This window comes from Hydrogenophaga sp. FW305-3-2-15-A-LB1 (genome assembly GCF_058787875.1).
Genome location: NZ_JBYTAE010000053.1, coordinates 17,357 through 43,812, shown reverse-complemented (window position 1 = coordinate 43,812; position 26,456 = coordinate 17,357). Strand labels below are relative to the sequence as shown.

The following is a 26,456-nucleotide window of genomic DNA, read 5'->3' as shown; positions in this document are numbered from 1 at the left end:
CACCGCCTCACCCCCACCGCCCGTTCCGCTTTGCACGCCTGAAGGAGCCACCCCATGAACACCAGCGACCACGACTTCGACTTCCTGCACGGCCACTGGCGCGTGGAACACCACCGCCTGCGCGAGCGCCTGAGCGGCTGCACCGACTGGGAGCGCTTCGACGGCACCTGCACCGCCTGGCCCGTGCTCGGTGGCCAGGGCAACGTGGACGACAACCTGCTGCACCTGCCCGGCGGCAGCTACCGCGCGGCCACGCTGCGCAGCCACAACCCGCACACCGGCCGCTGGTCCATCTGGTGGCTGGACGGCCGCCAGCCCCACCAGCTGGACGTGCCGGTGGTGGGCCACTTCGACCGCGGCGTGGGCACCTTCTTCGCCGAAGACGTGCTGGACGGCCGCCCGATCCGCGTGCGCTTTCGCTGGACCGACACGCAGACCGCCTCGCCGCTGTGGGAGCAGGCGTTCTCGGCCGACGCCGGCCGCAGCTGGGAGGCCAACTGGACGATGCGCTTTCACCGAGCCCCGGCCTGAAGCCAGGGTGCGGTGGCGAACAGACGCGCCCGCGGGCGGCTCCGATATTGGGTCACCCCACCCACACCACCGCACCATGACCCAGATCCGAAAAGGACAGGCGCCCGCTCCCCTGGAGCGCGCGGCATTCAGCGAGCGCTTTCGCGCCTCCTTCTTCGACCCCGCCTTCCGCACCGAGGACGCGAGCATCGAACGGCTGGAGGCCATCGCCTGGGAGGCCTACCAGGAAGGCCGCAAGGCGCCCGTGACGCAGAAGGCCGGGCCGGGCTACGCCGACCCGGACTACGACCTGTCGTCCGAGTGGGTGGCGACCAAGGCGCGCCTGGACGCCGCGCAGGCGAGTTGGTCGTTGCCCAGCACGCCGTCGCGGGTGCTGCTGGTCTGCGGCTCGGCGCGCAACGACGGCACCTGCCCCGGTGAGATCTCCAAAAGCTACCGGCTCACCCGGATCGCGCGCGAAGCGCTCGAACAGCAGCACATGCAGGTCGACGTGCTGGACCTGAGCCTGCTCACTTCCGAATACGCGCTGCACATCCACCCCTGCAAGGGCTGCGTGTCCACCGCCATGCCGCTGTGCCACTGGCCCTGCAGCTGCTACCCCAACCACGCGCTGAACCAGACGCACGACTGGATGGCCGAGATCTACGAACGCTGGGTGGCGGCGCACGCCGTGCTGCTGGTCACACCGGTCTACTGGTACCAGAGCCCGAGCCCGCTCAAGCTCATGATCGACCGCCTGGTGTGCGCCGACGGCGGCAACCCCGACCCGACCTCCACCGGCGGCAAGAAGCCCGAGAAGGCCAAGGCGCTGGAAATGGCGGGCTGGGACTACCCGCAGCACCTGGCGGGCCGCGCCTACGGCGTGGTGGTGCACGGCGACGTGGCCGGCATCGAGGGCGCGCGCCGCTCGCTGTGCGACTGGCTGGACTGGATGGGCCTGATCGACGCCGGCCCGCAGGCGCGGCTGGACCGCTTCATCGGCTACTACGAACCCTACGCCACCAGCCACGACACGCTGGACGACGACCTGGCCGTGCAGGACGAAACCCGCAACGCGGCCTTGGCGGTGAGCAAGGCGGTGGTGGAGCTGCGCAGCGGGCGGTTGCAGGCGGTGCAGCCCCACCTGCCCCGCCCTCGGCCCAAGTAGCCACCGGGTATTCTTGCCGGGCCACCGGCGGGCCCCGCGCCCGGGTGCCGAACCACCCGAACTCCGCGGCTTCGCCCGCATCCAACGCCCACATGAACCAATTCCTCGTCTGCTCGGCCCTGCTCCTGTGGTGCGTGGGCGCTTCGGCGCAGGCGCTCTGGCGCGGCGTGCCCGCCGGCGCCACGCCGGCGGAGGTGGTGGCGCTGATTCCCGAGGCGGCGGCCCCGGGCACGCTGCGCCCGGCCACCGAAGACGGCCGCGTGCTGCTGGAAATTCCCGCCCATGACGTGGTGGGCGCCGACTTCCAGGTGGCGTTCGGGTTCGAGCAGGACCGGCTGCAGAGCGTCGTGCTGCGCGCCCAGGCCGGCTCACCCGAAGAGGCGCGCGCCCTTGCCCAGCGGCTGACGGTGTCGCTGCGGTCGAGGTACGGGCTGGAGATCAGCACCAAGAGCCGCCAGGACCCCTTGACCGTGGGCATCGACCGCAAGTGGTCGTACCGCCGCACCAGCGTGCACCTGCAGGTGGTCGAGGACACGGTGGTGCGCCTGCGCTACCGCGCCGAGCTGCCCCGCTCATCCAGCCCGCAGCTCTGAGCCGGGTCGCGCAAGCCCCCTGAGCCGCGCGCGTCTCAATTTGAGAATGATTGGCGCCGGCCAGAGGATTTCAGGGTTAACCCGCAAATCACCGCCCGGGCCGCGTGCTCAACTTGTTGGTGCCCCATCACCACAACAAGGAGACAAGCATGCAGGTTCAACTCAGGGTCAACGGCAAGGCCGTGACCATCGACGCGCCGCCCCACACGCTCTTGGTCCAGGCGATCCGCGAACACCTCCGGCTCACCGGCACCCATGTGGGTTGCGACACCGCCCAGTGCGGCGCCTGCACGGTCTTGCTCGACGGGCGCGCGGTCAAGTCCTGCAACATGCTGCTGCCCCAGGCCGCCGGCTGCGAAGTGACCACCATCGAAGGCCTGGCGGCGGCCGACGGCACCATGCACCCGATGCAGGCGGCGTTCAAGGAATGCCACGGCCTGCAGTGCGGCTTCTGCACCCCGGGCATGGTGATGAGCTCGGTGAGCCTGTGCAAGTCGAACCCCGGCGCCACCGGCACCGAGATCCGCGAGCTGCTCGAAGGCAACCTGTGCCGCTGCACCGGTTACCAGAACATCGTCAAGGCCGTGCAGCAAGGTGCTGCCGCCATGAAGGCCTGAGGAGAACGACCATGGGTGCTTCCGACTTCTCCAAACTCCCCCACATCGGTGAATCGCTCAAGCGCAAGGAGGACTACCGCTTCCTCACCGGCGCCGGCCAGTACACCGACGACATCGTGCTGCCCAACATGCACCACGCGGTGTTCGTGCGCTCGCCGCACGCGCACGCCAACATCCGCAAGATCGACAAGTCCGCCGCGCTCAAGGCGCCGGGCGTGATCGGCATCCTCGACGGCGACGACGTCGCGGGCGACAAGATCGCCGGCCTGCCCTGCGGCTGGCTCATCACCGACACCGCCGGCCAGCCCATGAAGGAGCCGCCCCACCCCATCCTGGCCTTCGGCAAGGTGCGCTACGTGGGCGACCACGTGGCCATGGTGGTGGCCGACACGCTGGAGAACGCGAAGAACGCCGCCGAGCTGGTGGAGGTGGACTACGAGCCGCTGGCCGCCGTGGTGGACGTGCGCGACGCCATGAAGTCCGGCGCGCCCGCGCTGCACGAGGCCGCCGCCGACAACCACTGCTACAAGTGGGCCATCGGCGACAAGGGCCAGGTGGACGCCGCGTTCAACGGCGCCGCGCACGTGACCCAGATCGACCTCGTCAACAACCGCCTGGCGCCCAACCCGATGGAGCCGCGCGCGGCCATCGCCAGTTACAACCGCGCGGGCGACGACTACACGCTCTATGTGGCCAACCAGAACCCGCACGTGGAGCGCCTGCTCATGACGGCCTTCGTGCTCGGCCTGCCCGAGCACAAGGTGCGCGTGATCGCGCCCGACGTGGGCGGCGGCTTCGGCGCCAAGATCTTCCTGTACGCCGAAGACGTGTGCCTGACCTGGGCCTCGAAGAAGCTCAACTGCGCGATCAAGTGGACCTGCGACCGCTCGGAAGCCTTCCTGAGCGACGCGCACGGCCGCGACCACGTGACGCACGCCGAGATGGCGCTGGACAAGGACGGCCACTTCCTCGCCTTCCGCGTGCACACCGACGCCAACCTCGGCGCGTATCTCTCCACCTTCTCCACCGCCGTGCCCACCATCCTGTACGCCACGCTGCTCGCGGGCCAGTACAAGACGCCGCAGGTCTACGTGGAGGTGGACGCCTGGTTCACCAACACCTCGCCGGTGGACGCCTACCGCGGCGCCGGCCGACCCGAGGCGACCTACCTGCTCGAGCGCATCGTGAGCCGCTGCGCGTGGGAGACCGGCCTGTCGCAGGACGAGATCCGCCGCCGCAACTTCATCACCGAGTTCCCCTACCAGACCCCGGTGGCGCTGCAGTACGACACCGGCGACTTCCCCGCCTGCATGGCCCAGGCCAACGAACTGGCCGAGATGGCCAGCTTCGAACAGCGCAAGGCCGCCTCCAAGGCCAAGGGCCTGCTGCGCGGCGTGGGCTACAGCAGCTACATCGAGGCCTGCGGCCTGGCGCCGTCGAACGTGGCGGGCGCGCTCGGCGCGCGCGCCGGCCTGTTCGAATGCGGCGAGGTGCGCGTGCACCCCACCGGCAGCGTGACGGTGTTCACCGGCTCGCACAGCCACGGCCAGGGCCACGAGACCACTTTCGCGCAGGTCGTGGCCTCGCGCCTGGGGCTGGACCCGTCGCAGGTGGACATCGTGCACGGCGACACCGGCCGCGTGCCCTTCGGCATGGGCACGTATGGCTCGCGCTCCATCTCGGTGGGCGGCGCGGCCATCATGCGCGCGCTGGACAAGATCGAGGCCAAGGCCAAGAAGATTGCGGCCCACCTCATGGAAACCGGCGACGCCGACGTGGACTTCGCCAACGGCGAGTTCACCGTGAAAGGCACCGACAAGAAGGTCACCTTCGGCCAGGTCGCGCTCACCGCGTACGTGCCGCACAACTACCCGCTGGACAAGCTGGAGCCGGGCCTGAACGAGACCGCGTTCTACGACCCGACCAACTTCACCTTCCCGGCCGGCACGCACATCTGCGAGGTGGAGATCGACCCCAACACCGGCGTGGTGCGCATCGACCGCTTCACCGCGGTGGACGACTTCGGCACCATCATCAACCCGATGATCGTGGAAGGCCAGGTGCACGGCGGCCTGGTGCAAGGCATCGGCCAGGCGCTGCTGGAGCACTGCGTGTACGACCGCGAGACCGGCCAGCTGGTCACCGGCTCGTTCATGGACTACGCCATGCCGCGCGCCGACGACGTGCCGGACTTCCGGCTCGGCCACGTGACCACGCCCTGCACCACCAACCCGCTGGGCACCAAGGGCTGCGGCGAGGCCGGTGCCATCGGCTCGCCGCCGGCGGTGATCAACGCCGTGCTGGACGCGCTCGCGCCGCTGGGCGTGAAGGACCTGGACATGCCCGCGAGCCCCAGCCGCGTGTGGACGGCCATCCAATCGGCCAAGGCCTGAAACGGAGGAGACACACCATGTACGCATTCACACTCGAACAACCCAAGACCCTGGCCGATGCCAAGCGCTTCAGCGGCGCGGGCGCGCAACCCCTGGCCGGTGGTCAGACCCTGATCGCTTCCATGAAACAGCGCCTGCTGCGCCCCGAGCAACTGGTGGACCTGGGCGGCGTGGCCGAGCTGCGCGGCGTCAAGGTCGAAGGCCAGACCCTGGTCATCGGCGCCATGACCTGCCACCAGGACGTGGCCGACAACGCCGACGTGCGCAAGCACATCCCCGGGCTGGCCGCGCTGGCCGAAGGCATCGGCGACCGCCAGGTGCGCGCGCGCGGCACCCTGGGCGGCTCGGTGGCCAACAACGACCCGGCCGCCTGCTACCCCAGCGCCGTGCTGGGCCTGGGCGCCACGGTGGTGACGGACCGGCGCCAGATCGCGGCCGACGACTTCTTCCAGGGCCTGTACACCACGGCGCTGGAGCCGGGCGAGATCATCACCGCGATCCGTTTCCCCATCCCCAGCAAGGCGGCGTACGCCAAGTTCCGCCAGCCGGCCTCGCGCTTCGCGCTGGTGGGCGTGTTCGTGGCGCTCACGCCCTCGGGCCCGCGCGTGGCGATCACCGGCACCGGCAACGGCGTGTTCCGCCACGCCGGGCTGGAGGCTGCGCTGGCCAAGAGCTTCACGCCCGACGCGGTGAAGGACGTGAAGATCGACGCCAGCGACATCAGCGGCGACCTGCACGCCAGCGCGGCCTACCGGGCGCACCTGGTGACGGTGCAGACGCAGGTGGCGGTGCGTCACGCCAACGGATGAGCCGGGTGCCCGACGACACCGACAGCATCGACGGCCTCACCCACGCCCTGCAGGGCGTGGGCTACCACGCTCCCCGGCGGCTGGCCACCGCCGTGTTTCTCGCGATGCGCCTGCAGCGCCCGCTGTTGCTCGAAGGCGAGCCGGGTGTGGGCAAGACCGAGCTGGCCAAGGCGCTGGCGAAGGTGCTGGGCCGGCCCTTGTTGCGCCTGCAGTGTTACGACGGCATGGAGCAGCGCGAGGCGCTCTACGAGTGGAACCACACGGCGCAGTTGCTGCACATGCGCGCGGCGCAGGCCACGTCCACGCCCGACGAGATCGAGCGCGAGGTGTACCAGGCGCGTTACCTGATCCGCCGCCCGCTGCTGCAGGCCTTGCAGACGCCGGAGCCGGGCGCGGTGTTGTTGATCGACGAGGTGGACCGGGCCGACGAGCCGTTCGAGGCTTTTCTGCTGGAGTACCTGGGCGAGTACCAGGTGAGCATTCCCGAGCTGGGCACCATCCGCGCGGTGGCGGCGCCGCTGACCATCCTGACGAGCAACCGCACGCGCGATCTGAACGACGCGGTGAAGCGGCGTTGTCTGTACCAGTGGCTGGACTACCCGGAGCGGGAGCGCGAGCTGGCCATCGTGAAAAGCCAGGTGCCGGAGGCGAGTGCGGCGTTGACCGAGCAGGTGACGCGTTTTGTGTCCCGTCTGCGCAACCAGCCGTTCGCCAATGCTTTTCAGCGCAGTCCTGGCATTGCGGAGAGTGTGGAGTGGGCGAAGGCGCTGGTGGCTTTGGATACGCTGACTTTGGACCCTGAGGTGATCCAGGACACGGCGGGCATTCTCTTCAAGCAGCGGGAGGATGTGGCGGCCTTGCTGCCGATGCTGGATCAGTTGTTGGCGCCTGAGCCTGTGTGAGTTTTGTGGATACCTTGCTTGCTTGCATTGGTTCAAGGCCGCTGGGGCGTGTGCCCGTTCTCCGGCGCACTGTCGCGGGCGTCTGCCCGGGCGCGAGTGAAACCACTGCGTTAACGCCATGGTCTGGACGCTTACTCTGTGGCAACCGCGAATGGCGCCTGCGCCCGGACACCCACCCCATCGACCCCAGCCGCACCCAGGCACGCCACACGGGAGAAGACCCTTTGCGCGCCTGCATGTCACTCTCGACGGATGGTGGGGTTCGCGGGCGCAGGCGCCCATTCGCGGTTGCCACAGAGGGAGCGCGAGGGGGTCGTGTTGACGAAGTGATGGTCGTGGACCCGGGCAGACACCCGCGAGCAGCGCCGGAGAACGCGGACCCCGCCAGCCGTCAGCGCGAGGTGCATGCAACCCACCACGACGTGCCAAGCAAAAAGCAGGCAGAAAAAGAATGATCCTGGGCGACGCCAGAAGCGGGAAACTCCCCGACCACATCACCGCCTTCGGCAGGGCCCTGCGCCGAGCCGGTGTGCCGGTCGACAGCAGCCGCGCCGCGCTCGCCATCACCGCCGCACAAGCCGTGGGCGTCGAACGCAGAGACGACCTGCGCGCCGCCCTCCAAGCCGTGATGGTCAGCCGCCAACAAGACATCGGCGTCTTCAACGAAATGTTCGACGCCTTCTTCCGCAACCCCGAACTCGCCCAACAACTCCTCGCCCAGATGCTTCCCAAAGCCGCCAAAGCCCACCCGGTGCGGCGCAAAGCCCGCGTGCAGGAAGCCCTCAGCGTCGCCGGCCTCAAAGCCCGCACTCCCAACCAGGGCGAAACCGAACTCAAATTCGACGCCGCCATGACCGCCAGCGACCAGCAGCGCCTGCGCCACGCCGACTTCGCTGGCCTCTCCGCCAGCGAATTCCGCCTCGTCGAACAACTCGTGCGCGACATCCCCCTGCCCCTGCCCCCCGTGCGCTCGCGCCGCGAACGCGCCGGCACGCGCGGCCACCGCCCCAACTGGCCGCGCGCCCTGCAACAGGCCCGCCGCCACGACGGCGAACTGCTGCAACTGCCCCTCATGAACCGCCGGCCCCAGCCCCTGCCGCTGCTCATCCTGGTCGACATCTCCGGCTCCATGGAGCGCTACGCGCGCCTGCTGCTCGCCTTCCTGCACCAGGCCACGCGCGGCACCCCGCGCGCCGCCTTCGCCTTCGGCACCGAACTCACCGACCTGCGCGCCGCCTTCCGCCACCGCGACACCGACCAGATGCTGGAGATGGCCAACGCCGCCATCGACGACTTCGCCGGCGGCACCCGCCTGGGCGCCTCGCTCGCCAGCCTGCGCACGCAATACCCGCGCTGCCTCGTCGGCCGGCGCACCGTGGTGCTGCTCATCACCGACGGCCTGGACACCGGCGCGCCCGAACTGCTCGACCAGGAACTCACCTGGCTCGGCCGCCACAGCCGCCGCCTGCTCTGGCTCAACCCCCTGCTGCGCTACGACGGCTACGCCCCCCTGGCCACCGGCGCCAGCGTGCTGCACCGCCACGCCCACGGCATGCTGGCCGTGCACAACCTCAGCCGCCTCGAAGACCTCGCGCGGTCCATGGCCGCGCTGATGCAGCGCGGCTGATGTCATCTGTTTCATTCATCATTCCGACCTGACAGGAGAAACCAACGTGGACATGCAAGGAAGCCGGCCGCTCGCCGTGACCCAGCAACAGGCCTGGGAGGCCCTCAACGACCCGGAGATGCTCAAGGCCTGCATCCCGGGCTGCGAGAAATTCGAGCACACCGAACCCAACACCTACGCCGTGACCACCGCCATCAAGATCGGCCCGGTCGCCGCGCGCTTCAACGGGCGCGTGACGCTCTCGGACATCGTGCCGCCCAGCTCGTACAAGATCGGCTTCGACGCGCAAGGCGGCGTGGCCGGTTTCGGCAAGGGCGAGGCCGCCGTGCAGCTCGCGCCGGCCGCCTCCGGCTGCGAACTCAGCTACACGGTGCACTCCACCGTGGGCGGCAAGATCGCGCAGCTCGGCCAGCGCCTGATCGACGGCGCGGCCAAGTCGCTGGCCGAAGACTTCTTCCGCCGTTTCGACGAGGCGCTGCAGGCCCGCTACCCGAGCGCGGCCGCGCCCGCTGCGACCGACGCCACACTCAAACCCATGCCCAAGGCCGGCGGTGGCATGCCCACCTGGGCCTGGGCCGCCATCGCCGTCGTCGTGGCGGCGGTGATCTACATGGCCACGAAGGGGTAACTTTGGAAAATCTGGATGTCACCGTCCTGCGCACGCTGCTGGGCTGGCGCAACGAAGGCCGACGCGCGCTGCTGGCCACCGTCGTGCGCACCTGGGGTTCGTCGCCGCGCCCGGTCGGCTCGGTCATGGCGCTGTGCGAAACCGGCGCGGTGGTCGGCTCGGTCTCGGGCGGCTGCATCGAAGACGACCTGATCTACCGCTACAGCCGAGCGCACGGCGCGGTGCAAGGCAGCACGGCACCGCCCGGCATCACGCACGAGATCCCCACCGGGCCGCCCGAGCGCGTGAAGTACGGCGTGAGCGCCGACGAGGCCCACCGCTTCGGCCTGCCCTGCGGCGGCACGCTGGAGCTGGTGCTCGAATTCAACCCCGACGCCACCTCGCTGGACGAGCTGGTGCGCACGCTCACCGCCGGCCACCTGGTCGAGCGGCGCACCGAGCTGGCCACCGGCCGCGTGGAACTGCGCGCGGCCGCCACACCCGCGGCGCTGGCCGACGAGAACGGCTGGCTGAGCAACACCTTCGGCCCCGAATACCGCATGCTGCTGATCGGCGCCGGCCAGCTCACCGAGTACCTCGCCACCATGGCGCTGTTCAACGGCTTCGCGGTCACCGTGTGCGACCCGCGCGAGGAATACCGCAGCGCCTGGGCCGTGCCCGGCGTGACCCTCGTCACCGAGATGCCCGACGACGTGGTGCGCGAGTTCCGCGTGGACCGGCGCAGCTGCGTGATCGCGCTCACGCACGACCCCAAGCTGGACGACCTGGCGCTGCTCGAAGCGCTGGAGACCGAGGCCTTCTACGTCGGTGCGATCGGCTCGCGCCGCAACAACGAGGCGCGCCACGCCCGCATGATCGAGCACTTCGACCAGACCGAAGAAAGCCTGGCGCGGCTGCGCGGGCCGATCGGCATCTACATCGGCAGCAAGACGCCGGCCGAGATCGCGGTGAGCGTGATGGCCGAGGTGCTCGCGGTGAAGAACGGCGTGCCGCTGCCGCGCGACATGGAAGTGGCGAACGCGAAGAACACGCTGTCGGCCGCCGAGGCCTCCGCGCCCACCTGCTTCGTCTCGCCGTGAAGACGGGTTTCGTCATCCTCGCCGCCGGCGCCGGCCGGCGCATGGGCGGGGTCGCCAAATGCCTGCTGGAGCTGGAAGGCCGCACCCTGCTGGAGCGGCTGCTCACCCACCTGCAGCCGCTGCGCGGCCCGGCGCGGCACGACCTGGTGCTGGTGCTGGGCCACCACGCGCACGACATCCAGGCCCACGTGGCCCGGCTGCCCGACGAGCTGGCGCCGCTGTGCGTCATCAACCCCCGGCCCGAAGACGACACCGCCTCGTCGCTGCGCGCCGGCCTGCGCGCGCTGGCGCACGACGTGAAACAGGTCGTGGTGCTGCTGGCCGACCAGCCGCTGATCGACCGCGCCGACGTGCAGCTGGCGCTGGACGCCTTCACCGCGCGCGGCCCCGGCATCCACGTGCAGGTGCCCATGGTGCACGGCCAGCCCGGCCACCCGGTGATCTTCGACACCCGCGTGCGCAGCGCGCTGACCGAGCCTCTGCAACCCAGCCTGCGCCAGTGGCGCGCGGCCCACCCCGAGGCGGTGCGCCTGTGGGCGGTGGACAACCCGCACTACACGCGCGACCTCGACACCCCGGCCGACCTGGAGGTGCTGGTGCGCGAGACCCGCTGGAGCTGGCGCTGGCCGGGTTAACCCGATCCGGGCGGGGGGTGCACGGGCGGCCAAACGCTGCTCTAATGGCAAAGACCTGTCCGCAGCCCGGCCTCGGCCCAGCCACCCCCCTGCCGATCGTGACCCCACAGCCCCAGCCTTCGATGCCCCAGCTGCAGCGCCTGGCCCTGATCGAGCAGGCGCGCAAGGCGGTGCTCGAATCGCGCGCCCCGCTCAGCCCGCCCCTGCTGGCGCCCTGGGTCGAACGCTCCTGGCGGCGCTGCCTGGACCTCGGGCTCGAACCGCGCCAGCACATCACCTTCGACACCGTCACCAGCGGGGCGGCGCAGCGCGCCATCGAAGCCAACCAGCCGCTGCTGCGCGCGGCCGCACCGGTGATCCAGTCGCTCTCGCGCGCCATGGCGCACACGCGCTACTTCGCCATCCTCACCGACGCGCGCGGCCTGGTGATCGACGTCAACGGCCCGGTGGACCGCCACGACCCGCACGCCGCCAACATCGCGCGCATCGGCGTGGATCTGTCCGAACGCGCCGTGGGCACCACCGCCATCGGCACCACCCTGGCCGACCTGCAGCCGGTCTGGCTGCACCGGGGCGAACACTTCTTCGACGACACCAGCGTCTACAGCTGCGCCGGTGCGCCCATCTGGGGGCCCAACGGCCAGTGCGTGGGCATGCTTGACCTCACCGGCGTGAACGTGATCGAACAGCCCGCGCTCAAGCACCTCGTCACGCAATCGGCGCGCAGCATCGAGAACGCCCTTACCCTGAGCCAGCCGCACCGCCTGCTGCTGTGCCTGAGCTGGCCCGGCCGCATGCCGGGCGACGCCAGCGACGGCCTCGTCTGCGTGGACGCCGACGGGCAGATCACGGCGATCAACCGCCCGGCGGCCGACATGCTGGGCATGGCCGCCGGCATGGCGCCCGGCCATTGCAGCGAACTCTTCGCCGTGCCGGTGGAAACCCTGTTCGACGCCGCGCGGCACCAGCGCGGCCCGCTGGAAGTGCCACTGTGGTCGGGCCTGCGCCTGAGCGTGCTGGCCCAGCTCAACCCCGGTGGCGAACGCGGCGCCAGCCACGGCCTGCCGCTCAAGGACGTGGAGACCGCCATGATCCGCAAGGCGGTGGACGATGCGCGCGGCAACGTGAAGGAAGCGGCGCGCGCGCTGGGCATCAGCCGCGCCACCGTGTACCGCAAGCTCGGCCGCAGGAGCTGAAGCCGCTCGGCCGCACTTCAGGCGAAAGGCGCCGCGCGGAAGGCATCCAGCCCCTCCGCCTCGCTCGAAAAGCGAGCCGTTGCCGGGTAGGCCTGGGCATCCACTTCACCAGGCACCATCTCCTGCGCGAAGCGCCAGGCCACAGCGGCCGTGACCCCGGCCTGGTCGATGGAAGCCACCTCCACCGGCAGGGGCTGCGCCACCATCTCCGCCTCCAGCTGCGCGAAGGCGGCCACCAGTTGCCCCTTCACCCGAAGCATCCAAGGTTCGTGCAGCTTCTCGGCCGGGCGCAGATTTCGCTCGTAGACGATCTGCACCGCCTTTTCGCAGGCCGCCAGGCCCAGACCAACGATGCGCAGCGCGCGCTGTCGCTGCGGCCCGCCCGTCGGCATCAGGCTGCGGCCCGCGACGGACTCGATGTGGTCAATGATCAACGTGGAGTCCATCAAGGTCTGGCCGTCGCTGCACACCAGCGTGGGCGCCTTGACCACCGGGTTGATCGCATGAAAGTCATCGAAAGTGCGAAACACCGAGATCGGCCGATGCACATAAGGCAGCCTGAGCAGTTGCAAGGTGACTGCCACCCGCCGCACATAAGGCGAGTCGAGCATGCCGATGAGTTCCATGTTTCCGTCCTGGGTTGAAGGGCCGTCGCGGGGTGCGAAACAGCTTCGGCCCATGCTAGACAATGGCAGCGCCGCCTCCAAGCGCGGGCCATCGGAATCCGGCCCTCAAAACCGATGGATCATCGCTGCCCGCGCCACACGACACACCGCCATGAAGCTGGACAAGAAAGACCTCCTCATCCTCGAAGCCCTGCAGCGCGACGCGCGGCAAAGCCTGGCCGCCATCGGCAAACGCATCGGCCTGTCGCAACCCGCGATGAGCGAGCGCGTGCGCAAGCTGGAAGACGCCGGTGTGATCGAGGGCTACAGCGCGCGCGTCAATCTGCGCGCCATCGGCATCGGGCTGCAGGCTCTCATTCGCATCCAGACCACGCACGCCGGTATTTCCCAATATGTGCAGCTGTTCGAGAACATGCCCGAGGTGCTGGAAGCGGACCGCGTGACCGGCGAAGACTGCTTCATCGTGCGCTGCGCCATCGCCGAGCCGAAGGATCTGGAACGCGTGGTCGACGCGCTCGCGGTGCACGGCAGCGTTACCACCTCGCTGGTGCTCTCCAGCCCGGTGCGCAAGACCGCCACGGTGCTCGCCACGCGGCGGGCGTAGGCCTCACCGCCCCCGGCGCTGGCGCGCATGTGCTCATTCCGCCGCGATCGACTCGGTGTAGATGAAGCTGCTGCAGGCGGCCACGAAGGCCCGTGGCGTCTGCCGCGCGCCGAAGCCGTACACACGCACCCCCTCGCGCGCACGCGCGCTTGACGATGAGCGCGCCGTAACACGCGGCGCGCAGCAGGATGGAACGGATCAGTGTGTGAGAGACGTTTTCCGCGTCGATCAACACGGCAATCTTCTGTTGCTTGTGCTGCAGCCTGGGCATGGAGTGCCCGCCTCCCCTGTTCGTGGAGGAACAGCCGCCGCCACACAACACAGAGTGGCGGCGGCCCGAACGGGCTGAGAACCGGGAACACACGGCAACCGGCAGGACCTTTCGGGCCTCCCATTCGGGTCGCCAAAGCATGGCGCCAGAATGACAGAGGCCGTGTTCCTTGTCAGGTTCACGGCCTCCGCCGTGCATTCGCGGGTTCTCAGGCCCGGCTCACCTTTTTCGTGAGCGGCAGAGACTTCACCTCAATACGACGAAAGCATTCATGTTGTGCGCATGAAAAATTCGCCGTGGACGGCCACGGTGCGACCGCCGCCGCGTGCTTCGACTTTAGTAGCACGCACACCTGCCGATAAGTGACAGGGTAAGACTTGCCTGTCACGAGATCGCCCGGGATGGAACGGGAAGGGCAGCAGGTTCCATGTGTCAACCAACCGGAGGCCCGCGCCGTCATGACCAAGAAGAACATGCCTGGGATGCGACCATCAAAACGAGCGGGCCGCCATGGCGAATTTTTCCGCCACCGGCGCTCTCACCTGTCGACGGCGGTGCTGGCCCTTGCCTGCGCGACCCTTGGGCCTCGCGTCGCGCTGGGCCAATCCGTCATCGGCGTGGGCGACGTCAACCCGGGCCCCTTGCCGGTGCCGTCGCCGAACTGGGTCGAGGCCGGGGAGATTTACGTGGGCGACACGGGCGTGGGCACCTTGACCATCCAGGGCGGCGGCACGGCCACCAGCGCGACCGGCGCCCTGGGGTACACCGGGGGCACGGGCACGGTGATCGTCACGGGCAGTGACGGCAGCGGCAACGTGTCGAGCTGGACCATGCCAGGCCAGTTGAGCGTGGGCTATGGCGGCACGGCCTCCTTGTCCATCCTCGATGGCGGCCTGGTCAGCAACGCGCACGGCAACATCGCGTATGGCGGCGGCACCGCCTCGGCCACCGTCTCGGGTGTGGACGCGCACGGCAATGTCTCCACTTGGATCAACAACAGCGCGCTCACCGTGGGCAATGAAGGCGCGGGCTCGCTGCTCATCCAGAACGGCGGGCTGGTGCGCAGTGCCCAGGGGGCCATCGGCGGCACCACCGGCGCGGTTCCGGGCCTCTCCTCCGGCACGGTCACGGTCTCGGGCAGCGACGGCCATGGCAACGTCTCGACCTGGGCGCTCGGCGACAACCTGTACGTGGGTTTTACCGATCCGGGCACGCTGTCGGTGGATGCGGGCGGTGCGATCACCGGCCACACCGCCTACATCGGCTATCAGGGCACTGGCGACGGCACGGCCGTCGTCTCGGGCCGCGACGTGGTCAGCGGCCGCGCATCGAGCCTGGACTTCTCGGCTCAAATGAACGTCGGCTATGAAGGCATCGGCGCGCTGACCATCGAGGACCACGGCAGGGTGCAAACGCCGCTGACCCAGATCGCCGTGCAGGCCGGCTCCACGGGCACGCTGACCCTCCGTGGCGATGCGGTCAGCCGCGGCCTGCTGGAAACGAGCACGGTCGTCCACGGCAGTGGAACCGCCACCCTCAACCTCGATGGCGGCATCCTGCGCGCGACCTGGAACGCGTCCGATTTCCTGGAAGGCTTCACCACGCTCTCGGGCGGCGCCGAAGGCGTCTGGTTCGACACCAACGGCCATCAGGTCGGCATCCGCACCGCCTTCATCGGTGCGGCCGGTTTCAACAAGCTGGGTGCGGGCACGTTGACGATGCACGGCCTCAACACCTACGCGGGCGCCACGGCCATCAACGCCGGCACGCTGCGCGCCGGTGTGGCCGGCGCCTTCAGCGCGGCCTCCGCGCACACCGTGGCCAACGGCGCCACGCTCGACACCGCGGGCCTGAACCAGACCGTGGCCAGCCTGGACAACGCGGGCACCGTCTCGCTGCGGGGCGCCACCCCCGGCAGCCGGCTCACCGTCCGTGGGGCCTATGTCGGCCAGAACGGGGTGTTGAGGATCGGCACCGCGCTGGGCAACAGCATCAGCCTGAGCGACCGGCTGGTGCTCGATGGCGCCGGCGCCAGCGCCAGCGGAAGCACCACCCTGCAGGTCACCAACCTCGGCGGCCTGGGCGCGCAGACCACCGGTGACGGCATCGAAGTCATCAGCGCGCTCAACGGCGCCACCACCACGGCCCAGACCACCCGCGACGCCTTCCACCTCGCGGGCGGACACGTCGACGCCGGCGCCTACGAATACCGCCTGTACGCCGCGGACGCCAATGACGCGGGGGAAAGCTGGTTCCTGCGCTCCAGCACGCTCGCCGCCGGGCCCACCACCCCCGCCTACCGGATGGAGGTGCCGCTGTTCGCCGCGCTGCCCGAGCAACTGCGCCTGGGCAACACGCTGATGCTGGGCAGCCTGCACCAGCGCATCGGCGATGGCGCCGGCAGCGGTGTCGAGCGCCAGACCTGGGCCCGTCTCATCAGCGCGGAACGCACCGTCGCCCAGAACGGCGACGTGAGCCCGCGCAGCCAGGGTCGGCTCCATGGCCTGCAAGCCGGCATCGACCTGTGGGCGCAGCCCGGCTGGCGCGCGGGCCTGTACGTGGGCCAGCTCAACGGCACCATGAACGTCCGCGGCTTCGCCAGCAGCGTGGCCGACCAGAACGTCGGCGGCAACCGGCTGCGCAGCCACTACCTCGGTGCCTACACCACCTACCACCACACCAACGGTTTCTATGTGGACACCGTGCTGCAAGGTGGGCAGCATCGCTACGGCGTCTCGCCGCTCACGGCGCCCGCCAGCCACGGCAAGGGCGACAGCCTGCTCGCGTCGGTGGAAGTGGGACGGGGCTACCAGCTCCCGTCGGGCTGGATGCTGGAGCCGCAACTGCAGCTCATCCACCAGCGCATCGACCTCGACGGCGTGGTGATCACGGGCGCCGACGTGCAGCAGAACACGCACAGCCGCTGGACCGTGCGCGCCGGCCTGCGCTTGAAAGGCGAACTGTCCACCACCGCCGGCAAGCTGCAACCCTACGCCCGCCTGAACCTGTACCACGGCAGCAAAGGCCGGGACGTGACCCGCTTCACCGGCCCCGCCGGCGCCACCGACGTGGCCACCGGCACCGGCGGTGCCAGCACCGAACTCGCCGCCGGCGCCACGCTCGCCCTGTCAACTTCCACCAGCCTCTACGGCGAGATCGGCACCGTGTGGGCCGCCGGCGGGCATGCGCGGCACAGCGGCGGCCTCAACGGGACACTGGGCCTGCGAGTGCGCTGGTAGCCGGGCGGGTTCGCCTCAGTGGCCGGGCACCCACACCATGGCGATGCTCAGCCAGACCCCGACGCTGAAATAAGGCGTGAGCCACAGCGCATCCGCTTTCCACGCCGTCCAGCTGCCGCTGCACACCCGGCGCTGCCAGGCATCGCGCGCGCCCTGCTCGACGCACAGGTAGGTCTGCCCGTTCGACCGCCCGAGGCGGTAACGGCGCCAGTACATCGGCGCATCCACGCTCAGGACGTACGCCACGAAAGCCAGGCAACAAAGAATGCCGAAGATCGCCAGCGAGTTGACCCAGCCCGTGCTGTACAGGGCGGTGACGCCCAGCAGGACCGCCATCCAGGAAAAGCCGGCCGCCCAGAGCAGGGACTCGACGGCCTGGGTGATGTGGTTGAGCGTGAGCACGCTGTGCCAGCAGAAGCCTTGTGCCACCACCATGAAGACCGGGACCACCCAGGCAGCGCTTTGCACCCACGGCAGGCCCGCGTGCACGCCCAGCTGATGGATCAGCAGCCCGAGCTGGATCGCGAAGCAGATCTCGGCCACCGTGGCTGCCGCGCGGCCCAGGAAGATGTTGGACAGGCGCGTGTCCACCACCACCAGCCGCTCGAGGTCCACCCGGGGGAACACCGAGCGGTAGGCGCACACCAGCACGTAGACGCCGGACAGCGTGAGCTGCAGCCCCCCGTGGAAACCGGCCACAGGCGCGAAGTGCCACACGGCCAGCCACAGGCCGACGTTCACCGCCGCCAGCGCGCACATCGCCCGCCACCACCGAAGCACCTGGGCATCAGCACCGGCAATGCCCGGCACCCTGCTGCTGAAGATCAACGACATACCGCGCTCACCTCCATCGTTCACAAGCTCACATCGTAGGCAATCCATCGCGCCGGCGCTGTAGGACAAAAGCGATCGTTGAGGGCTTCGGCCATCTCCTTCGCCGACATGGGGCGTTCTCCTACCCGCTCCAAGGCGCCTCACTCGCATGCTGGGGCATGGATATTCCCTCCCCCAAGTTCCATGCGTGGAAAAAGGCCGAGGCCGAGCTGGCCGACATCGAGCGAACGTTCCGGGCCCTGTCCGTCGATCTCTCCCCATCCGACCGCGAAAGGGTCACCCAGCAGCTTGCCGCATTGAAAGCGGCGCGGCTGAGGGTTCGCCTGCTGTTTGAAGAGGTGATGAAGGAGAGCGCGATCGTGCTGGAGCAACTCGCCGCCAGCGAAGCGCCGCCGCCGCCGCCTCCACCGCCGAGCCACGACCCGCGTCGGCCTGACGCGGAAGACTGGTTGTCCTAGCCTTCGCGGCGGTTCAGGGCAAGGCCTGCGCGTCCAGCTCGGCCATCTCCTGCGCCGTGAACACCCGGGATCGCGTGTGGAAGGCCTTGCCTTGCGGGCCTTCGAGCGAGAAGGTGCCGCCGTGGCCGTCGATCACGTCGATGATGAGCTGCGTGTGCCGCCAGTACTCGTACTGCGCCTTGCCGATGTAGAACGGGCAGCCACCGATGTCGCCCAGGTACACGTCACCCGCGCCGGTGGTGATCTCGCCCAGCAGGTAGCAGTTGGCCGCGCTGTTGTCGCAGCAGCCGCCGCTCTGGTGGAACATGAGGCCGGGGCCATGCTGCGCCTTGAGCCGTTCGATCAATTCCACGGCGGCCGGTGTGGCGATGACTCTTTCAACCATGAGAGATCTCCTAAGGTCTTTCCGGAGCGAAGTGCCCCAGCCAGAACGCGGCGGATCCGGCTTGGCCGGTCCGCACGCGTTGCCCCCTGGGGGGTGACGCGCCGGCGGCGCGGGGGGGATTAAAAGAACCCCAGCTTGTTCTCGCTGTAGCTCACCAGCAAGTTCTTGGTCTGCTGGTAGTGGTCCAGCATCATCTTGTGCGTCTCACGGCCAATGCCCGATTCCTTGTAGCCGCCGAAGGCGGCGTGCGCGGGGTAGGCGTGGTAGCAGTTGGTCCACACGCGGCCGGCCTTGATGGCGCGGCCCATGCGGTAGGCCACGTTGCCGTTGCGGCTCCACACGCCGGCACCCAGGCCATACAGCGTGTCGTTGGCGATCGCCAGGGCTTCGGCCTCGTCCTTGAAGGTGGTCACGGCCAGCACGGGGCCGAAGATTTCTTCCTGGAAGATGCGCATCTTGTTGTGGCCCTTGAACAGCGTGGGCTGCACGTAGTAGCCGCCTTCGAGCTCCCCCCCCAGGTTCGCCTGGCCACCACCGGCCAGCACCTCGGCGCCTTCCTGCTTGCCCAGGTCGAGGTATGAGAGGATCTTGGTGAGCTGTTCCTTGCTGGCCTGCGCGCCCATCATGCTGTCGGTGTCCAGCGGGTTGGCGTGCTTGATCGCGGCCACGCGCTTGAGCACGCGCTCCATGAACTTGTCGTAGATGCTTTCCTGGATCAGCGCACGGCTGGGGCAGGTGCAGACCTCGCCCTGGTTGAAGGCGAACAGCACCAGGCCTTCGATCGCCTTGTCCAGAAACGCGTCGTCCTTGTCCATGATGTCGGCGAAGAACACGTTGGGCGACTTGCCGCCGAGTTCCAGCGTGGCGGGAATCAGGTTGTTCGCCGCGGCCTGCGCGATCACGCGGCCCGTGGTGGTGGAGCCGGTGAACGCGATCTTGGCGATGCGCTTGCTGGTGGCCAGCGGCATGCCGGCTTCGCGGCCGTAGCCGTTGACGATGTTGAGCACGCCCGGCGGCAGCAGGTCGGCGATGAGTTCGGCCAGGATCAGGATGCTGATGGGCGTGGACTCGGCGGGCTTGAGCACCACGGCGTTGCCGGCGCCCAGCGCGGGCGCGAGCTTCCAGGCCGCCATGAGGATGGGGAAGTTCCAGGGAATGATCTGGCCGATCACGCCCAGCGGTTCCTGGATGTGGTACGCCACGGTGTTCTCGTCGATGTTGCTCAGCGCGCCTTCCTGCGCGCGCACGCAACCCGCGAAGTAGCGGAAGTGGTCCACCGTGAGCGGGATGTCGGCGTTGAGCGTCTCGCGGATCGCCTTGCCGTTGTCCACGGTCTCGGCGTAGGCCAGCAGCTCCAGGTTCTGCTCGATGCGGTCGGCGATCTTGAGCAGCACGTTGGCGCGCTCGGCCGCCGAGGTCTTGCCCCAGGCATCGGCCGCGGCGTGCGCGGCGTCCAGCGCGAGTTCGATGTCTTCGGCGGTGGAGCGCGCGGCGCGCGTGTACACCTTGCCCGAGACGGGCGTGATCACATCGAAGTACTGGCCTTTGACCGGCGCGAGCCAGCGACCGCCGATGAAGTTGTCGTACTGGGTCTTGTAGGCGATCTTGGCGCCAGCGGCGCCGGGGGCTGCGTAAAGCATGTTGTCTTCCTCAGGATGGACGTTGATGGCAAGGCCTGTGTCTTCAGGCCCTCTGCTCTCTTCAAGTTCCATGCCATGGGCTTGGGCCCGGTGAAGCGCTGCACGAAAGCACACATGCGGGGTTCGCACTGTCCCGGAACCGCGCACAAGCGAACCGGCTGTCTCAAAGCGGCACACACGCCGGCGCCATGAAAAAAGCCACTGGTTGCGCGCGCAACCAGTGGCTGTGTTGAAGCGTCGGGCGTCAGGGCGCGGTGAGCGTGAGCCCATGTTGCTGGAAGATGGCCAGCAGCTCGCCGCTGTCGCGCATCGATTTCAAGGCCCCTTCCAGCGCCAGGCCCAGGTCCTTGTGTTCGGCCTTGATCGCCATGCCCACGGCCCAGCCGGTGTCGGGCACGCCGCCGAGCGAGAGCGTGCTCAGGCGGATGTGGCTCGGCCTCGGATCGGTGTGCGAGAGCACCGACTCGGCCTGCGCGCGCGTCACATACGCGGCGGCGGCCTTGCCCTCCACCACGGCCTGCACCGCCTGCTCGCCGCTGTTGTGGATGCCCACCTGCGCGCGCAGCAGACCGCCGCCATGGCCCATGAGCGCGCTGGCCGCGCCGGCCCCGCGCTCGGCGGCCAGCGGCAGGCCCTTGAGGTCTTGCGGCGTGGCCACCTCGGCGACGCGGCGCGTGTCGTGCGCCAGCACCAGCTGCTGGCGCATGTAGGGCGCGAGGATCATCACCTGGCGGTTCTTCTGCATCAGGTAGCGGTCCACCGGCACCTGCAGCATCACGTCGGCAGGGCCGTAGCCCAGGTAATGGCCGCGCCAGACCATGTTGCGCAGGTCGTCGTTCATGTTCTCGCCCGCGTCGAACGGCAGCAGCGCCAGCCTCAGCTGGAGCTGGCGCGCCAGCGCGGCGGCGATCGACACGTCCAGGCCGTGGAGGTCGTTGGCCGGGCCGTCGGAGAACGGCGCGTTGTCCTTGTAGACCGCCACTTTCAGCGCGCCATTCGCGCGGATGCGTTCGAGGTCGCTCAGGTCGGCCTGCGCGCGCGCCAGTGGCACGCTCGCGGCGAGCAGGGCCGCCAGCACCTGGCGGCGGTCGGGGTGGTGGTGATGGGTGGTGGTCATGCGCGTCTCCCGTCTCAGGGCTCGCGGCGGGTTTCGAGGTAGGTCTTGATCGACCAGATCGCCTCCTGCGACAGCGTGCCCTCGAACGGCGGCATGTACACGCGCCCGTCGCGCACGCGGCCCCGGCGCACGGTGGCCATGTAGTAGTCGTCCATCTCCTTGAAGCACGCGGCCTTCTTCGCCGCGTCGGCGTAACCCGAGCATTCGCCGTCGAACTTGCGCAGGTCGGGCGAGATGCCGCCGGAGATCGCCTCCAGGCCGTGGCAGCGCGCGCAGTTCTGGTTGTAGGCCGAGGTGCCGATGCGCAGCGCCTCCTTGTTCGCGGGACCGCTGCTGTAGGGGTTGGCATCGAGCCACTTGGTGCCCAGCTGCGGCAGGGTGCTCGTGTCCACCGCCTGCGGTGTCACATCGCCATGCGCCATCACGGCGGCCACGCCGCAGGTGACGGCCAACGCGAGCAGGCCGCGCGCGCCCCGCAAGGAAAGAGAGAAACGCGAAATCTTCATGGGTTGTCTCCGGTTCAGAAAGGGTCTTTTCCGGCATGGACAGCAAGTTGCAGGCCATGGCGCCGTGGACCGGAGCCACGCAAGGGACGGGCCCGCCCGCAGGCCCGGTCAGGCCCGTGCAAGGTGTGCCAATTTGAATCACCGGGTCGCCTGCGATCGCACCGGATGTCACAGTCCGCCGCTTCATGGGCGCCTTGTGTGTCAACTTTGCGCGCCACGGCCTGGCCCAGGTGGTGGCCGGCTCTTTGCTAACAGCGAAGGTGTGACACCCGGGACACGCTGTTGCATCTCGGGATTAACCAGTGTTGCTCACAGGGACAGATATGAAGAGAATTGCATGAACCCGCGCGACCAAGACGACAGCCCGTCTGACGACCCGGAGCACCCGCCACGATGGGTGCCCGACTACTGGGGGGGATTTCCCCCGGATCCAGGAGACAACATGAGTGCTGCCCTCTTCACGCCTCCCGGCGGAAGACACGATGCGCCCGCGCCCCCCGGCCCGGACGGCAACGCACCACCCGATCCCATCGGCCAGGCCCACCGCCGGTCGCAGGCCTATGGCATCGACTCCACGGACGCGCCCGATTTCTCCAGCCCCGGCGTGGGTCTGCTCAACGATGCACGGGAAGAGAACCGATTCCTGTTCCAGCACGCCGCCCCGGTCATGGAGACGCTCTACGACCAGATCGTGAACACCCACAGCATGGTGCTGCTCACCTCCGCCAAGGGCCTGGTGCTGCATTCGCTGGGCGACACCGACTTTCTCGAAAAGGCCTCGCGCGTCGCGCTCACGCCCGGCATGGACTGGTCCGAGAAAAACAAGGGCACGAATGCGATCGGCACCGCGCTCAGCGAACAGGAAGCGCTCACGGTGCACGGCAGCCAGCACTACATGGACGCCAACAAGTTCCTCACCTGCTCGTGCTCGCCGATCTTCGATCCCTACGGCCAGGTCATCGGCGCGCTGGACGTGACGGGTGACCATCGCAGCTACCACCAGCACACGCTGGCGCTGGTGCGCATGTCGGCGCAGATGATCGAGAACCACATGTTCGCGGACATCTTCCCCAAGGCCATCCGCATCCACTTCCACACCCGCTCCGAGTTCCTGGGCACGCTGGTCGAAGGCATCGCGGTGTTCTCGCCCGAGGGCCGCTTCCTCTCGGCCAACCGCAGCGCGCAGTTCCAGATCGGGCTGCCGTTCAGCGCGCTCAAGGCCCACACCTTCTCCTCGCTCTTCGGCATGCCGATCTCGGCCCTGTTCGAGCTGTTCAGCGGCGCCATGCCCACGCCCAAGCAGCTGTGCATGCACAACGGCGTGTCGGTCTGGTGCCGCGTGAAGATCAAGGCCGCCAACCCCTGGTCGGGCGGTGGCAAGCCCACGGGCGCCGCGCCCGACGCGGCACCCGCTTGCGCCGCCGCCGCGGCCGAGCCGCTCAGGCCCACCGGCCGCAAGATGCAGTTCTCCTCGCTGCAGTACCTCGACACGGGCGACCCCCAGGTGTCGACGGTGATCCACAAGCTGCGCCGGGTCTCGGGGCGCGACATCCCGGTGATGATCCTGGGCGAGACCGGCACCGGCAAGGACCTGCTGGCCCAGGCCATCCACGGCGATTCCACGCGCTCGGCGCAGCCCTTCGTGTCGGTGAACTGCGCCTCGATCCCGGACACGCTGATCGAGTCCGAGCTGTTCGGCTACGAAGAAGGCGCCTTCACCGGCGCACGCAAGAAGGGCTCCATCGGCAAGATCCTCCAGGCCCACGGCGGCACGCTGTTCCTCGACGAGATCGGCGACATGCCCAAGCACCTGCAGGCCCGCCTGCTGCGCGTGCTGCAGGACCGCAAGGTCAGCCCACTGGGCGCGGGCAAGGAGGTGGAAGTGGACGTGACGGTGATCAGCGCCACGCACAAGAACCTCAAGGACATGATCGCGCGCGGCGATTTCCGCGAGGACCTCTACTACCGCCTCAACGGCCTGGTGGTGCGCCTGCCGGCGCTGCGCGAGCGCACGGACTTCGAACTGGTGGTGCACAAGATCCTCAAGGCGCTGTGCGACCAGGGCCAGCAGATCGGCATCGCGCCCAATGTCATGGCGCTGTTCAAGCGCTACCAGTGGCCGGGCAATTTCCGCCAGCTGCACAACCTGCTGCGCACCGCCGTCGTGATGGTGGGCAGCGACGGCGTGATCGACGTGGCGCACCTGCCCGACGATTTCCTCGACGAACTCGAACACGCCCAGGCCGCCGATGCGGCGGAGGGCGGCCTGGCCGAGTCCTTCGGCACCGCCCCGGGCAGCGAACCGCTGCCACCGCCCGCGCCGCTGAGCGAGGTGGCACCGGGCGATGGCCAGCGCCTGCAGGACGTCACGCTCAGCGCCATGGCGCAGATGCTGCGTCTGCACAAGGGCAATGTGTCGGCGGCGGCGAAGGCGCTGGGCGTCTCGCGCAACACCATCTACCGCAAGAAGGACCAGCTACCGCCCGACCTGCTCGGCTGAAGCCGGCGGCGGCGCCTGCCGCATCCACAGCGGCTCCAGCTCGCGCCAGGCGCGCTGCACGTTGAAGTCCTGGCGCTGCGCGTGGCCGGCCCAGCCGCGCCATTCGGGCATGGGCACGGTGGCGCTCTCGCCGGCGTGGCGCCCCTGGTCCATGGCGCTCAGCACCTGATCGCGCAAGGCCTGCAGGTAGCCGCGTGTGCCCGAAAGAGCCACGGGCCCTGAATCGCCCTGCGCGCTGGACACCACCGCGCCGATCACGTGGCGCGGCCCCAGTGCCTGCAAACGGTCCAGCGCGGCGAGCCAGCCGTCCACGCTGCCCTGCGCGAGTTCGGGCAGGCGCTCGCCGTACACCAGACCCCCCGCCCACAACACGCCCTGCTGCGCGTGCCAGAGCACCAGGTCGCTCTCGGTGTGCCCCTGCTCCACGCGCATCACGCGCAGGCGCTGCGCGCCCACCGCCAACACCGCGCCTTCGATCAGGCCGCGCGTGGGCCACACGATGGCCGTGCCCGCCATGGCCTGCGCGCCGGCGCGTTCGATGAGGCTTTGCAGGCAGGCCGGGCAGCGCTGCTCCATCGCCCGGCGCGTGCCCTCGGTGGCGAGCACCGTGGTCTGGCCGGTCTCGATGCGGTCGGCCCAGGCGCCATTGGCCAGCACGTTCTCGGCGTGCGCGTGGGTGTTGACGATCCAGCGCACCTGCACCCCGAAGCGGCAGGCCAGCGAGGCGCGCACGCGCTCGCCATGCCGATGGCTCGGGCCGGGGTCCACCACCAACGCCTCGCCGCCGTCGATCAGCACCGAGGTCGGCACCACATGGCCGGCGTTGTCGGGCGAGATCTCCTGCGGCGCCGGCGGCGACCAGGCCCACACGCCCGGTGCCACAGGTTGCCAGGGCACGCCGTCCGGGCAGTCGCGGCCCTGTGCGTTCACGGAGACACACAGCGCGAACAGCAAGGCGCCCAACGCTCTCATGGCAACGAGCGCCTCACGCACGCGCGCAGACACGCCAGTATCGTCGGCTCGCCACCGAGGTGGCCGCTGGGCGGCAGGTGCAACACCACCGGGCCACCCGCCCGCCGGCCCAACGCGGCCCAGCGGGCGCTGTTGGCCGGTGGACAGATCGCATCGAAGCGCCCATGCACCCAGTCCACCGGGATGCGCTCGCGCGCGAGCAGCGCCACCGCGCGGTCCAGCCCGCCCGGGCGCATGAAACCCCGGTGCAGCAGGTAGTGCGCCTGCACCCGGTACCGGGTCCGGGCCGCGCGGTCGCTGCGGCGCACACCGGGCTGGGGCAGGCGCGCCAGCGCGCGCCGCTGCTGGCGCTGCAGGCCGGCCCATTCACGGCGGATCGGGTTCGCCCAGGGCGAGCCGGTGTGCGCCGCGTGGCGCAGGCTGCGCCGCAGGCCATGCGCCGCGTCGGCGGTTTCGCGCAGGCCCCAGCCGCGCCACGCGCGCAGCGATGCAACACCGGGTGTGCCGTTTTGAATCAGTTGTCTCAGCCGTTGCAACGCCACCGGCACACCGTCACCCGGCCGCACCGGCCACAAAGCGGCCGGCGCCCTCAGGGTTTGCCCTCGCCTGGCCGACGGCAACAGCAGGCCGCCGATCTCGCGGCGCGTGAGCGCGAAGGCGCCGCGCAACACCAGGCGCTGCACGCGCGCGGGGTGTTGCTGCGCATACGCCAGCGCTACCACCGTGCCCCAGGAACCCGCCAGCACCGACCAGCGTTGAATGCCCAACTGCTCGCGCAAGCGCTCCAGATCGGCCACCAGCGCGAGGGTGTGGTTGCCCTGCGTGCGGCCACGCGGCCGCGAGGCGCCGGCACCGCGCTGATCGGGGGCGATCACGCGCTGGCGGCGCAGGTCGAAGGGCCGCAGCATGCCGGGCTGGCAGGCGCCGCCCGGCCCGCCGTGCAGCAACAGCCAGGGCTCGCCGCGCGCCGCGCCGAGCTCGCGCCAGGCCATGCGATGCAGGCCACCGACGGGCAGGCGCCGGGGTGCTGGCCAGGGGGTGGCGTTCGGGGGCTTTTGCATGGCATCGATATTGCTGTTCAGGGTCGCTGCCGGTGTGGCGATGGTGCCATCCGGCTTGCAGACATGTTTCATGCCAACCCTTTCTG

General features: G+C 69.4%; 24 protein-coding genes. 16 read left to right on the top strand and 8 right to left on the bottom strand.

What is annotated here, in order from left to right:
- Positions 1 to 54 precede the first annotated feature (54 nt).
- The 12 genes from AC3WPZ_RS16995 (at position 55) to AC3WPZ_RS16940 (ending at position 12,157) form a co-directional block, all read left to right on the top strand.
- Positions 55 to 531 (top strand): DUF1579 domain-containing protein, encoded by a 477-nt coding sequence (locus AC3WPZ_RS16995; RefSeq protein ID WP_382159151.1) that lies wholly within the window; start codon positions 55 to 57, stop codon positions 529 to 531.
- A 76-nt stretch (positions 532 to 607) separates the two neighbouring features.
- Positions 608 to 1,678, top strand: a complete 1,071-nt coding sequence (locus tag AC3WPZ_RS16990) for a flavodoxin family protein (protein WP_492440714.1) — start codon at positions 608 to 610, stop codon at positions 1,676 to 1,678.
- 92 nt (positions 1,679 to 1,770) lie between these two features.
- The gene (locus AC3WPZ_RS16985; RefSeq protein WP_492432489.1) at positions 1,771 to 2,271 is read left to right on the top strand and encodes a hypothetical protein; all 501 of its coding nucleotides are present in this window, start codon (positions 1,771 to 1,773) and stop codon (positions 2,269 to 2,271) included.
- Between the two features lie 149 nt (positions 2,272 to 2,420).
- The gene (locus tag AC3WPZ_RS16980) at positions 2,421 to 2,888 is read left to right on the top strand and encodes a (2Fe-2S)-binding protein (protein ID WP_382323900.1); all 468 of its coding nucleotides are present in this window, start codon (positions 2,421 to 2,423) and stop codon (positions 2,886 to 2,888) included.
- 11 nt (positions 2,889 to 2,899) lie between these two features.
- Positions 2,900 to 5,281, top strand: a complete 2,382-nt coding sequence (locus tag AC3WPZ_RS16975) for a xanthine dehydrogenase family protein molybdopterin-binding subunit (RefSeq protein WP_382323899.1) — start codon at positions 2,900 to 2,902, stop codon at positions 5,279 to 5,281.
- Between the two features lie 17 nt (positions 5,282 to 5,298).
- Positions 5,299 to 6,090 (top strand): FAD binding domain-containing protein, encoded by a 792-nt coding sequence (locus AC3WPZ_RS16970; protein WP_492432491.1) that lies wholly within the window; start codon positions 5,299 to 5,301, stop codon positions 6,088 to 6,090.
- On the top strand, positions 6,087 to 6,992 hold the full coding sequence (locus AC3WPZ_RS16965; protein WP_492440712.1) for an AAA family ATPase: 906 nt from the start codon (positions 6,087 to 6,089) through the stop codon (positions 6,990 to 6,992). The genes AC3WPZ_RS16970 and AC3WPZ_RS16965 overlap by 4 nt, the downstream gene beginning before the upstream one ends.
- A gap of 451 nt (positions 6,993 to 7,443) precedes the next feature.
- Positions 7,444 to 8,619, top strand: a complete 1,176-nt coding sequence (locus AC3WPZ_RS16960) for a vWA domain-containing protein (protein WP_492440710.1) — start codon at positions 7,444 to 7,446, stop codon at positions 8,617 to 8,619.
- A gap of 46 nt (positions 8,620 to 8,665) precedes the next feature.
- A complete protein-coding gene (locus AC3WPZ_RS16955; RefSeq protein ID WP_492440708.1) occupies positions 8,666 to 9,247 on the top strand; it encodes an SRPBCC family protein in 582 nt (193 codons plus the stop codon).
- Between the two features lie 2 nt (positions 9,248 to 9,249).
- On the top strand, positions 9,250 to 10,326 hold the full coding sequence (locus AC3WPZ_RS16950) for an XdhC family protein (RefSeq protein ID WP_492432493.1): 1,077 nt from the start codon (positions 9,250 to 9,252) through the stop codon (positions 10,324 to 10,326).
- A complete protein-coding gene (locus AC3WPZ_RS16945) occupies positions 10,323 to 10,961 on the top strand; it encodes a nucleotidyltransferase family protein (protein WP_382323895.1) in 639 nt (212 codons plus the stop codon). The genes AC3WPZ_RS16950 and AC3WPZ_RS16945 overlap by 4 nt, the downstream gene beginning before the upstream one ends.
- 122 nt (positions 10,962 to 11,083) lie before the next feature.
- A complete protein-coding gene (locus AC3WPZ_RS16940) occupies positions 11,084 to 12,157 on the top strand; it encodes a sigma-54-dependent Fis family transcriptional regulator (protein WP_492440706.1) in 1,074 nt (357 codons plus the stop codon).
- 17 nt (positions 12,158 to 12,174) lie between these two features.
- Here AC3WPZ_RS16940 and AC3WPZ_RS16935 read toward each other — a convergent pair whose 3' ends face one another.
- Entirely contained in the window at positions 12,175 to 12,783 is a 609-nt protein-coding gene (locus AC3WPZ_RS16935; protein ID WP_492440704.1) for a glutathione S-transferase, read from the bottom strand.
- A 151-nt stretch (positions 12,784 to 12,934) separates the two neighbouring features.
- On the opposite strand from AC3WPZ_RS16935, the gene AC3WPZ_RS16930 reads away from it, so the two are divergent.
- Both AC3WPZ_RS16930 and AC3WPZ_RS16925 read left to right on the top strand, forming a co-directional pair.
- The gene (locus tag AC3WPZ_RS16930; protein WP_492440702.1) at positions 12,935 to 13,387 is read left to right on the top strand and encodes an Lrp/AsnC family transcriptional regulator; all 453 of its coding nucleotides are present in this window, start codon (positions 12,935 to 12,937) and stop codon (positions 13,385 to 13,387) included.
- Between the two features lie 753 nt (positions 13,388 to 14,140).
- Positions 14,141 to 16,897 carry an autotransporter family protein gene (locus AC3WPZ_RS16925; protein ID WP_492440700.1) on the top strand — a complete coding sequence of 919 codons (2,757 nt, stop codon included), beginning with the start codon at positions 14,141 to 14,143 and terminating at the stop codon, positions 16,895 to 16,897.
- Between the two features lie 15 nt (positions 16,898 to 16,912).
- On the opposite strand, the gene AC3WPZ_RS16920 is transcribed toward AC3WPZ_RS16925, so the two are convergent.
- Complete coding sequence (locus tag AC3WPZ_RS16920; RefSeq protein WP_382323890.1) at positions 16,913 to 17,731, bottom strand: hypothetical protein; 819 nt, start codon at positions 17,729 to 17,731, stop codon at positions 16,913 to 16,915.
- A gap of 158 nt (positions 17,732 to 17,889) precedes the next feature.
- Between AC3WPZ_RS16920 and AC3WPZ_RS16915 the strand changes: the two genes are divergently transcribed.
- Positions 17,890 to 18,189: a hypothetical protein gene (locus AC3WPZ_RS16915; protein ID WP_382323889.1), complete on the top strand. Its 300-nt coding sequence runs from the start codon at positions 17,890 to 17,892 to the stop codon at positions 18,187 to 18,189.
- A gap of 13 nt (positions 18,190 to 18,202) precedes the next feature.
- Here AC3WPZ_RS16915 and AC3WPZ_RS16910 read toward each other — a convergent pair whose 3' ends face one another.
- From AC3WPZ_RS16910 to pedF, 4 genes are all read right to left on the bottom strand, one after another.
- Entirely contained in the window at positions 18,203 to 18,574 is a 372-nt protein-coding gene (locus tag AC3WPZ_RS16910) for a DUF779 domain-containing protein (RefSeq protein WP_382159183.1), read from the bottom strand.
- A 119-nt stretch (positions 18,575 to 18,693) separates the two neighbouring features.
- Complete coding sequence (exaC, locus tag AC3WPZ_RS16905) at positions 18,694 to 20,214, bottom strand: acetaldehyde dehydrogenase ExaC (protein ID WP_444688653.1); 1,521 nt, start codon at positions 20,212 to 20,214, stop codon at positions 18,694 to 18,696.
- A gap of 244 nt (positions 20,215 to 20,458) precedes the next feature.
- Complete coding sequence (locus AC3WPZ_RS16900) at positions 20,459 to 21,331, bottom strand: substrate-binding periplasmic protein (RefSeq protein WP_492440698.1); 873 nt, start codon at positions 21,329 to 21,331, stop codon at positions 20,459 to 20,461.
- A gap of 14 nt (positions 21,332 to 21,345) precedes the next feature.
- The gene (pedF, locus tag AC3WPZ_RS16895; RefSeq protein WP_382323886.1) at positions 21,346 to 21,837 is read right to left on the bottom strand and encodes a cytochrome c-550 PedF; all 492 of its coding nucleotides are present in this window, start codon (positions 21,835 to 21,837) and stop codon (positions 21,346 to 21,348) included.
- Positions 21,838 to 22,279: 442 nt separating this feature from the next.
- On the opposite strand from pedF, the gene AC3WPZ_RS16890 reads away from it, so the two are divergent.
- On the top strand, positions 22,280 to 24,337 hold the full coding sequence (locus AC3WPZ_RS16890; RefSeq protein WP_382323885.1) for a sigma-54-dependent Fis family transcriptional regulator: 2,058 nt from the start codon (positions 22,280 to 22,282) through the stop codon (positions 24,335 to 24,337).
- On the opposite strand, the gene AC3WPZ_RS16885 is transcribed toward AC3WPZ_RS16890, so the two are convergent.
- Positions 24,314 to 25,309: an MBL fold metallo-hydrolase gene (locus tag AC3WPZ_RS16885; RefSeq protein ID WP_444688650.1), complete on the bottom strand. Its 996-nt coding sequence runs from the start codon at positions 25,307 to 25,309 to the stop codon at positions 24,314 to 24,316. The two genes, AC3WPZ_RS16890 and AC3WPZ_RS16885, sit on opposite strands and share 24 nt — an antisense overlap.
- Entirely contained in the window at positions 25,306 to 26,442 is a 1,137-nt protein-coding gene (locus tag AC3WPZ_RS16880; RefSeq protein ID WP_492440695.1) for an alpha/beta fold hydrolase, read from the bottom strand. Before AC3WPZ_RS16880 ends, AC3WPZ_RS16885 begins: the two co-directional genes overlap by 4 nt.
- Positions 26,443 to 26,456 lie beyond the last annotated feature (14 nt).

Excerpts from the sequence above, each read along its gene's own strand:
- AC3WPZ_RS16995 (WP_382159151.1), top strand. The coding sequence starts at position 55 with ATGAACACCAGCGACCACGACTTCGACTTCCTGCACGGCCACTGGCGC.
- AC3WPZ_RS16990 (WP_492440714.1), top strand. The coding sequence starts at position 608 with ATGACCCAGATCCGAAAAGGACAGGCGCCCGCTCCCCTGGAGCGCGCG.
- AC3WPZ_RS16985 (WP_492432489.1), top strand. The coding sequence starts at position 1,771 with ATGAACCAATTCCTCGTCTGCTCGGCCCTGCTCCTGTGGTGCGTGGGC.
- AC3WPZ_RS16980 (WP_382323900.1), top strand. The coding sequence starts at position 2,421 with ATGCAGGTTCAACTCAGGGTCAACGGCAAGGCCGTGACCATCGACGCG.
- AC3WPZ_RS16975 (WP_382323899.1), top strand. The coding sequence starts at position 2,900 with ATGGGTGCTTCCGACTTCTCCAAACTCCCCCACATCGGTGAATCGCTC.
- AC3WPZ_RS16970 (WP_492432491.1), top strand. The coding sequence starts at position 5,299 with ATGTACGCATTCACACTCGAACAACCCAAGACCCTGGCCGATGCCAAG.
- AC3WPZ_RS16965 (WP_492440712.1), top strand. The coding sequence starts at position 6,087 with ATGAGCCGGGTGCCCGACGACACCGACAGCATCGACGGCCTCACCCAC.
- AC3WPZ_RS16960 (WP_492440710.1), top strand. The coding sequence starts at position 7,444 with ATGATCCTGGGCGACGCCAGAAGCGGGAAACTCCCCGACCACATCACC.
- AC3WPZ_RS16940 (WP_492440706.1), top strand. The coding sequence starts at position 11,084 with ATGCCCCAGCTGCAGCGCCTGGCCCTGATCGAGCAGGCGCGCAAGGCG.
- AC3WPZ_RS16935 (WP_492440704.1), bottom strand. The coding sequence starts at position 12,783 with ATGGAACTCATCGGCATGCTCGACTCGCCTTATGTGCGGCGGGTGGCA.
- AC3WPZ_RS16930 (WP_492440702.1), top strand. The coding sequence starts at position 12,935 with ATGAAGCTGGACAAGAAAGACCTCCTCATCCTCGAAGCCCTGCAGCGC.
- AC3WPZ_RS16925 (WP_492440700.1), top strand. The coding sequence starts at position 14,141 with ATGCGACCATCAAAACGAGCGGGCCGCCATGGCGAATTTTTCCGCCAC.
- AC3WPZ_RS16920 (WP_382323890.1), bottom strand. The coding sequence starts at position 17,731 with ATGTCGTTGATCTTCAGCAGCAGGGTGCCGGGCATTGCCGGTGCTGAT.
- AC3WPZ_RS16915 (WP_382323889.1), top strand. The coding sequence starts at position 17,890 with ATGGATATTCCCTCCCCCAAGTTCCATGCGTGGAAAAAGGCCGAGGCC.
- AC3WPZ_RS16910 (WP_382159183.1), bottom strand. The coding sequence starts at position 18,574 with ATGGTTGAAAGAGTCATCGCCACACCGGCCGCCGTGGAATTGATCGAA.
- exaC (WP_444688653.1), bottom strand. The coding sequence starts at position 20,214 with ATGCTTTACGCAGCCCCCGGCGCCGCTGGCGCCAAGATCGCCTACAAG.
- AC3WPZ_RS16900 (WP_492440698.1), bottom strand. The coding sequence starts at position 21,331 with ATGACCACCACCCATCACCACCACCCCGACCGCCGCCAGGTGCTGGCG.
- pedF (WP_382323886.1), bottom strand. The coding sequence starts at position 21,837 with ATGAAGATTTCGCGTTTCTCTCTTTCCTTGCGGGGCGCGCGCGGCCTG.
- AC3WPZ_RS16890 (WP_382323885.1), top strand. The coding sequence starts at position 22,280 with ATGAGTGCTGCCCTCTTCACGCCTCCCGGCGGAAGACACGATGCGCCC.
- AC3WPZ_RS16885 (WP_444688650.1), bottom strand. The coding sequence starts at position 25,309 with ATGAGAGCGTTGGGCGCCTTGCTGTTCGCGCTGTGTGTCTCCGTGAAC.
- AC3WPZ_RS16880 (WP_492440695.1), bottom strand. The coding sequence starts at position 26,442 with ATGAAACATGTCTGCAAGCCGGATGGCACCATCGCCACACCGGCAGCG.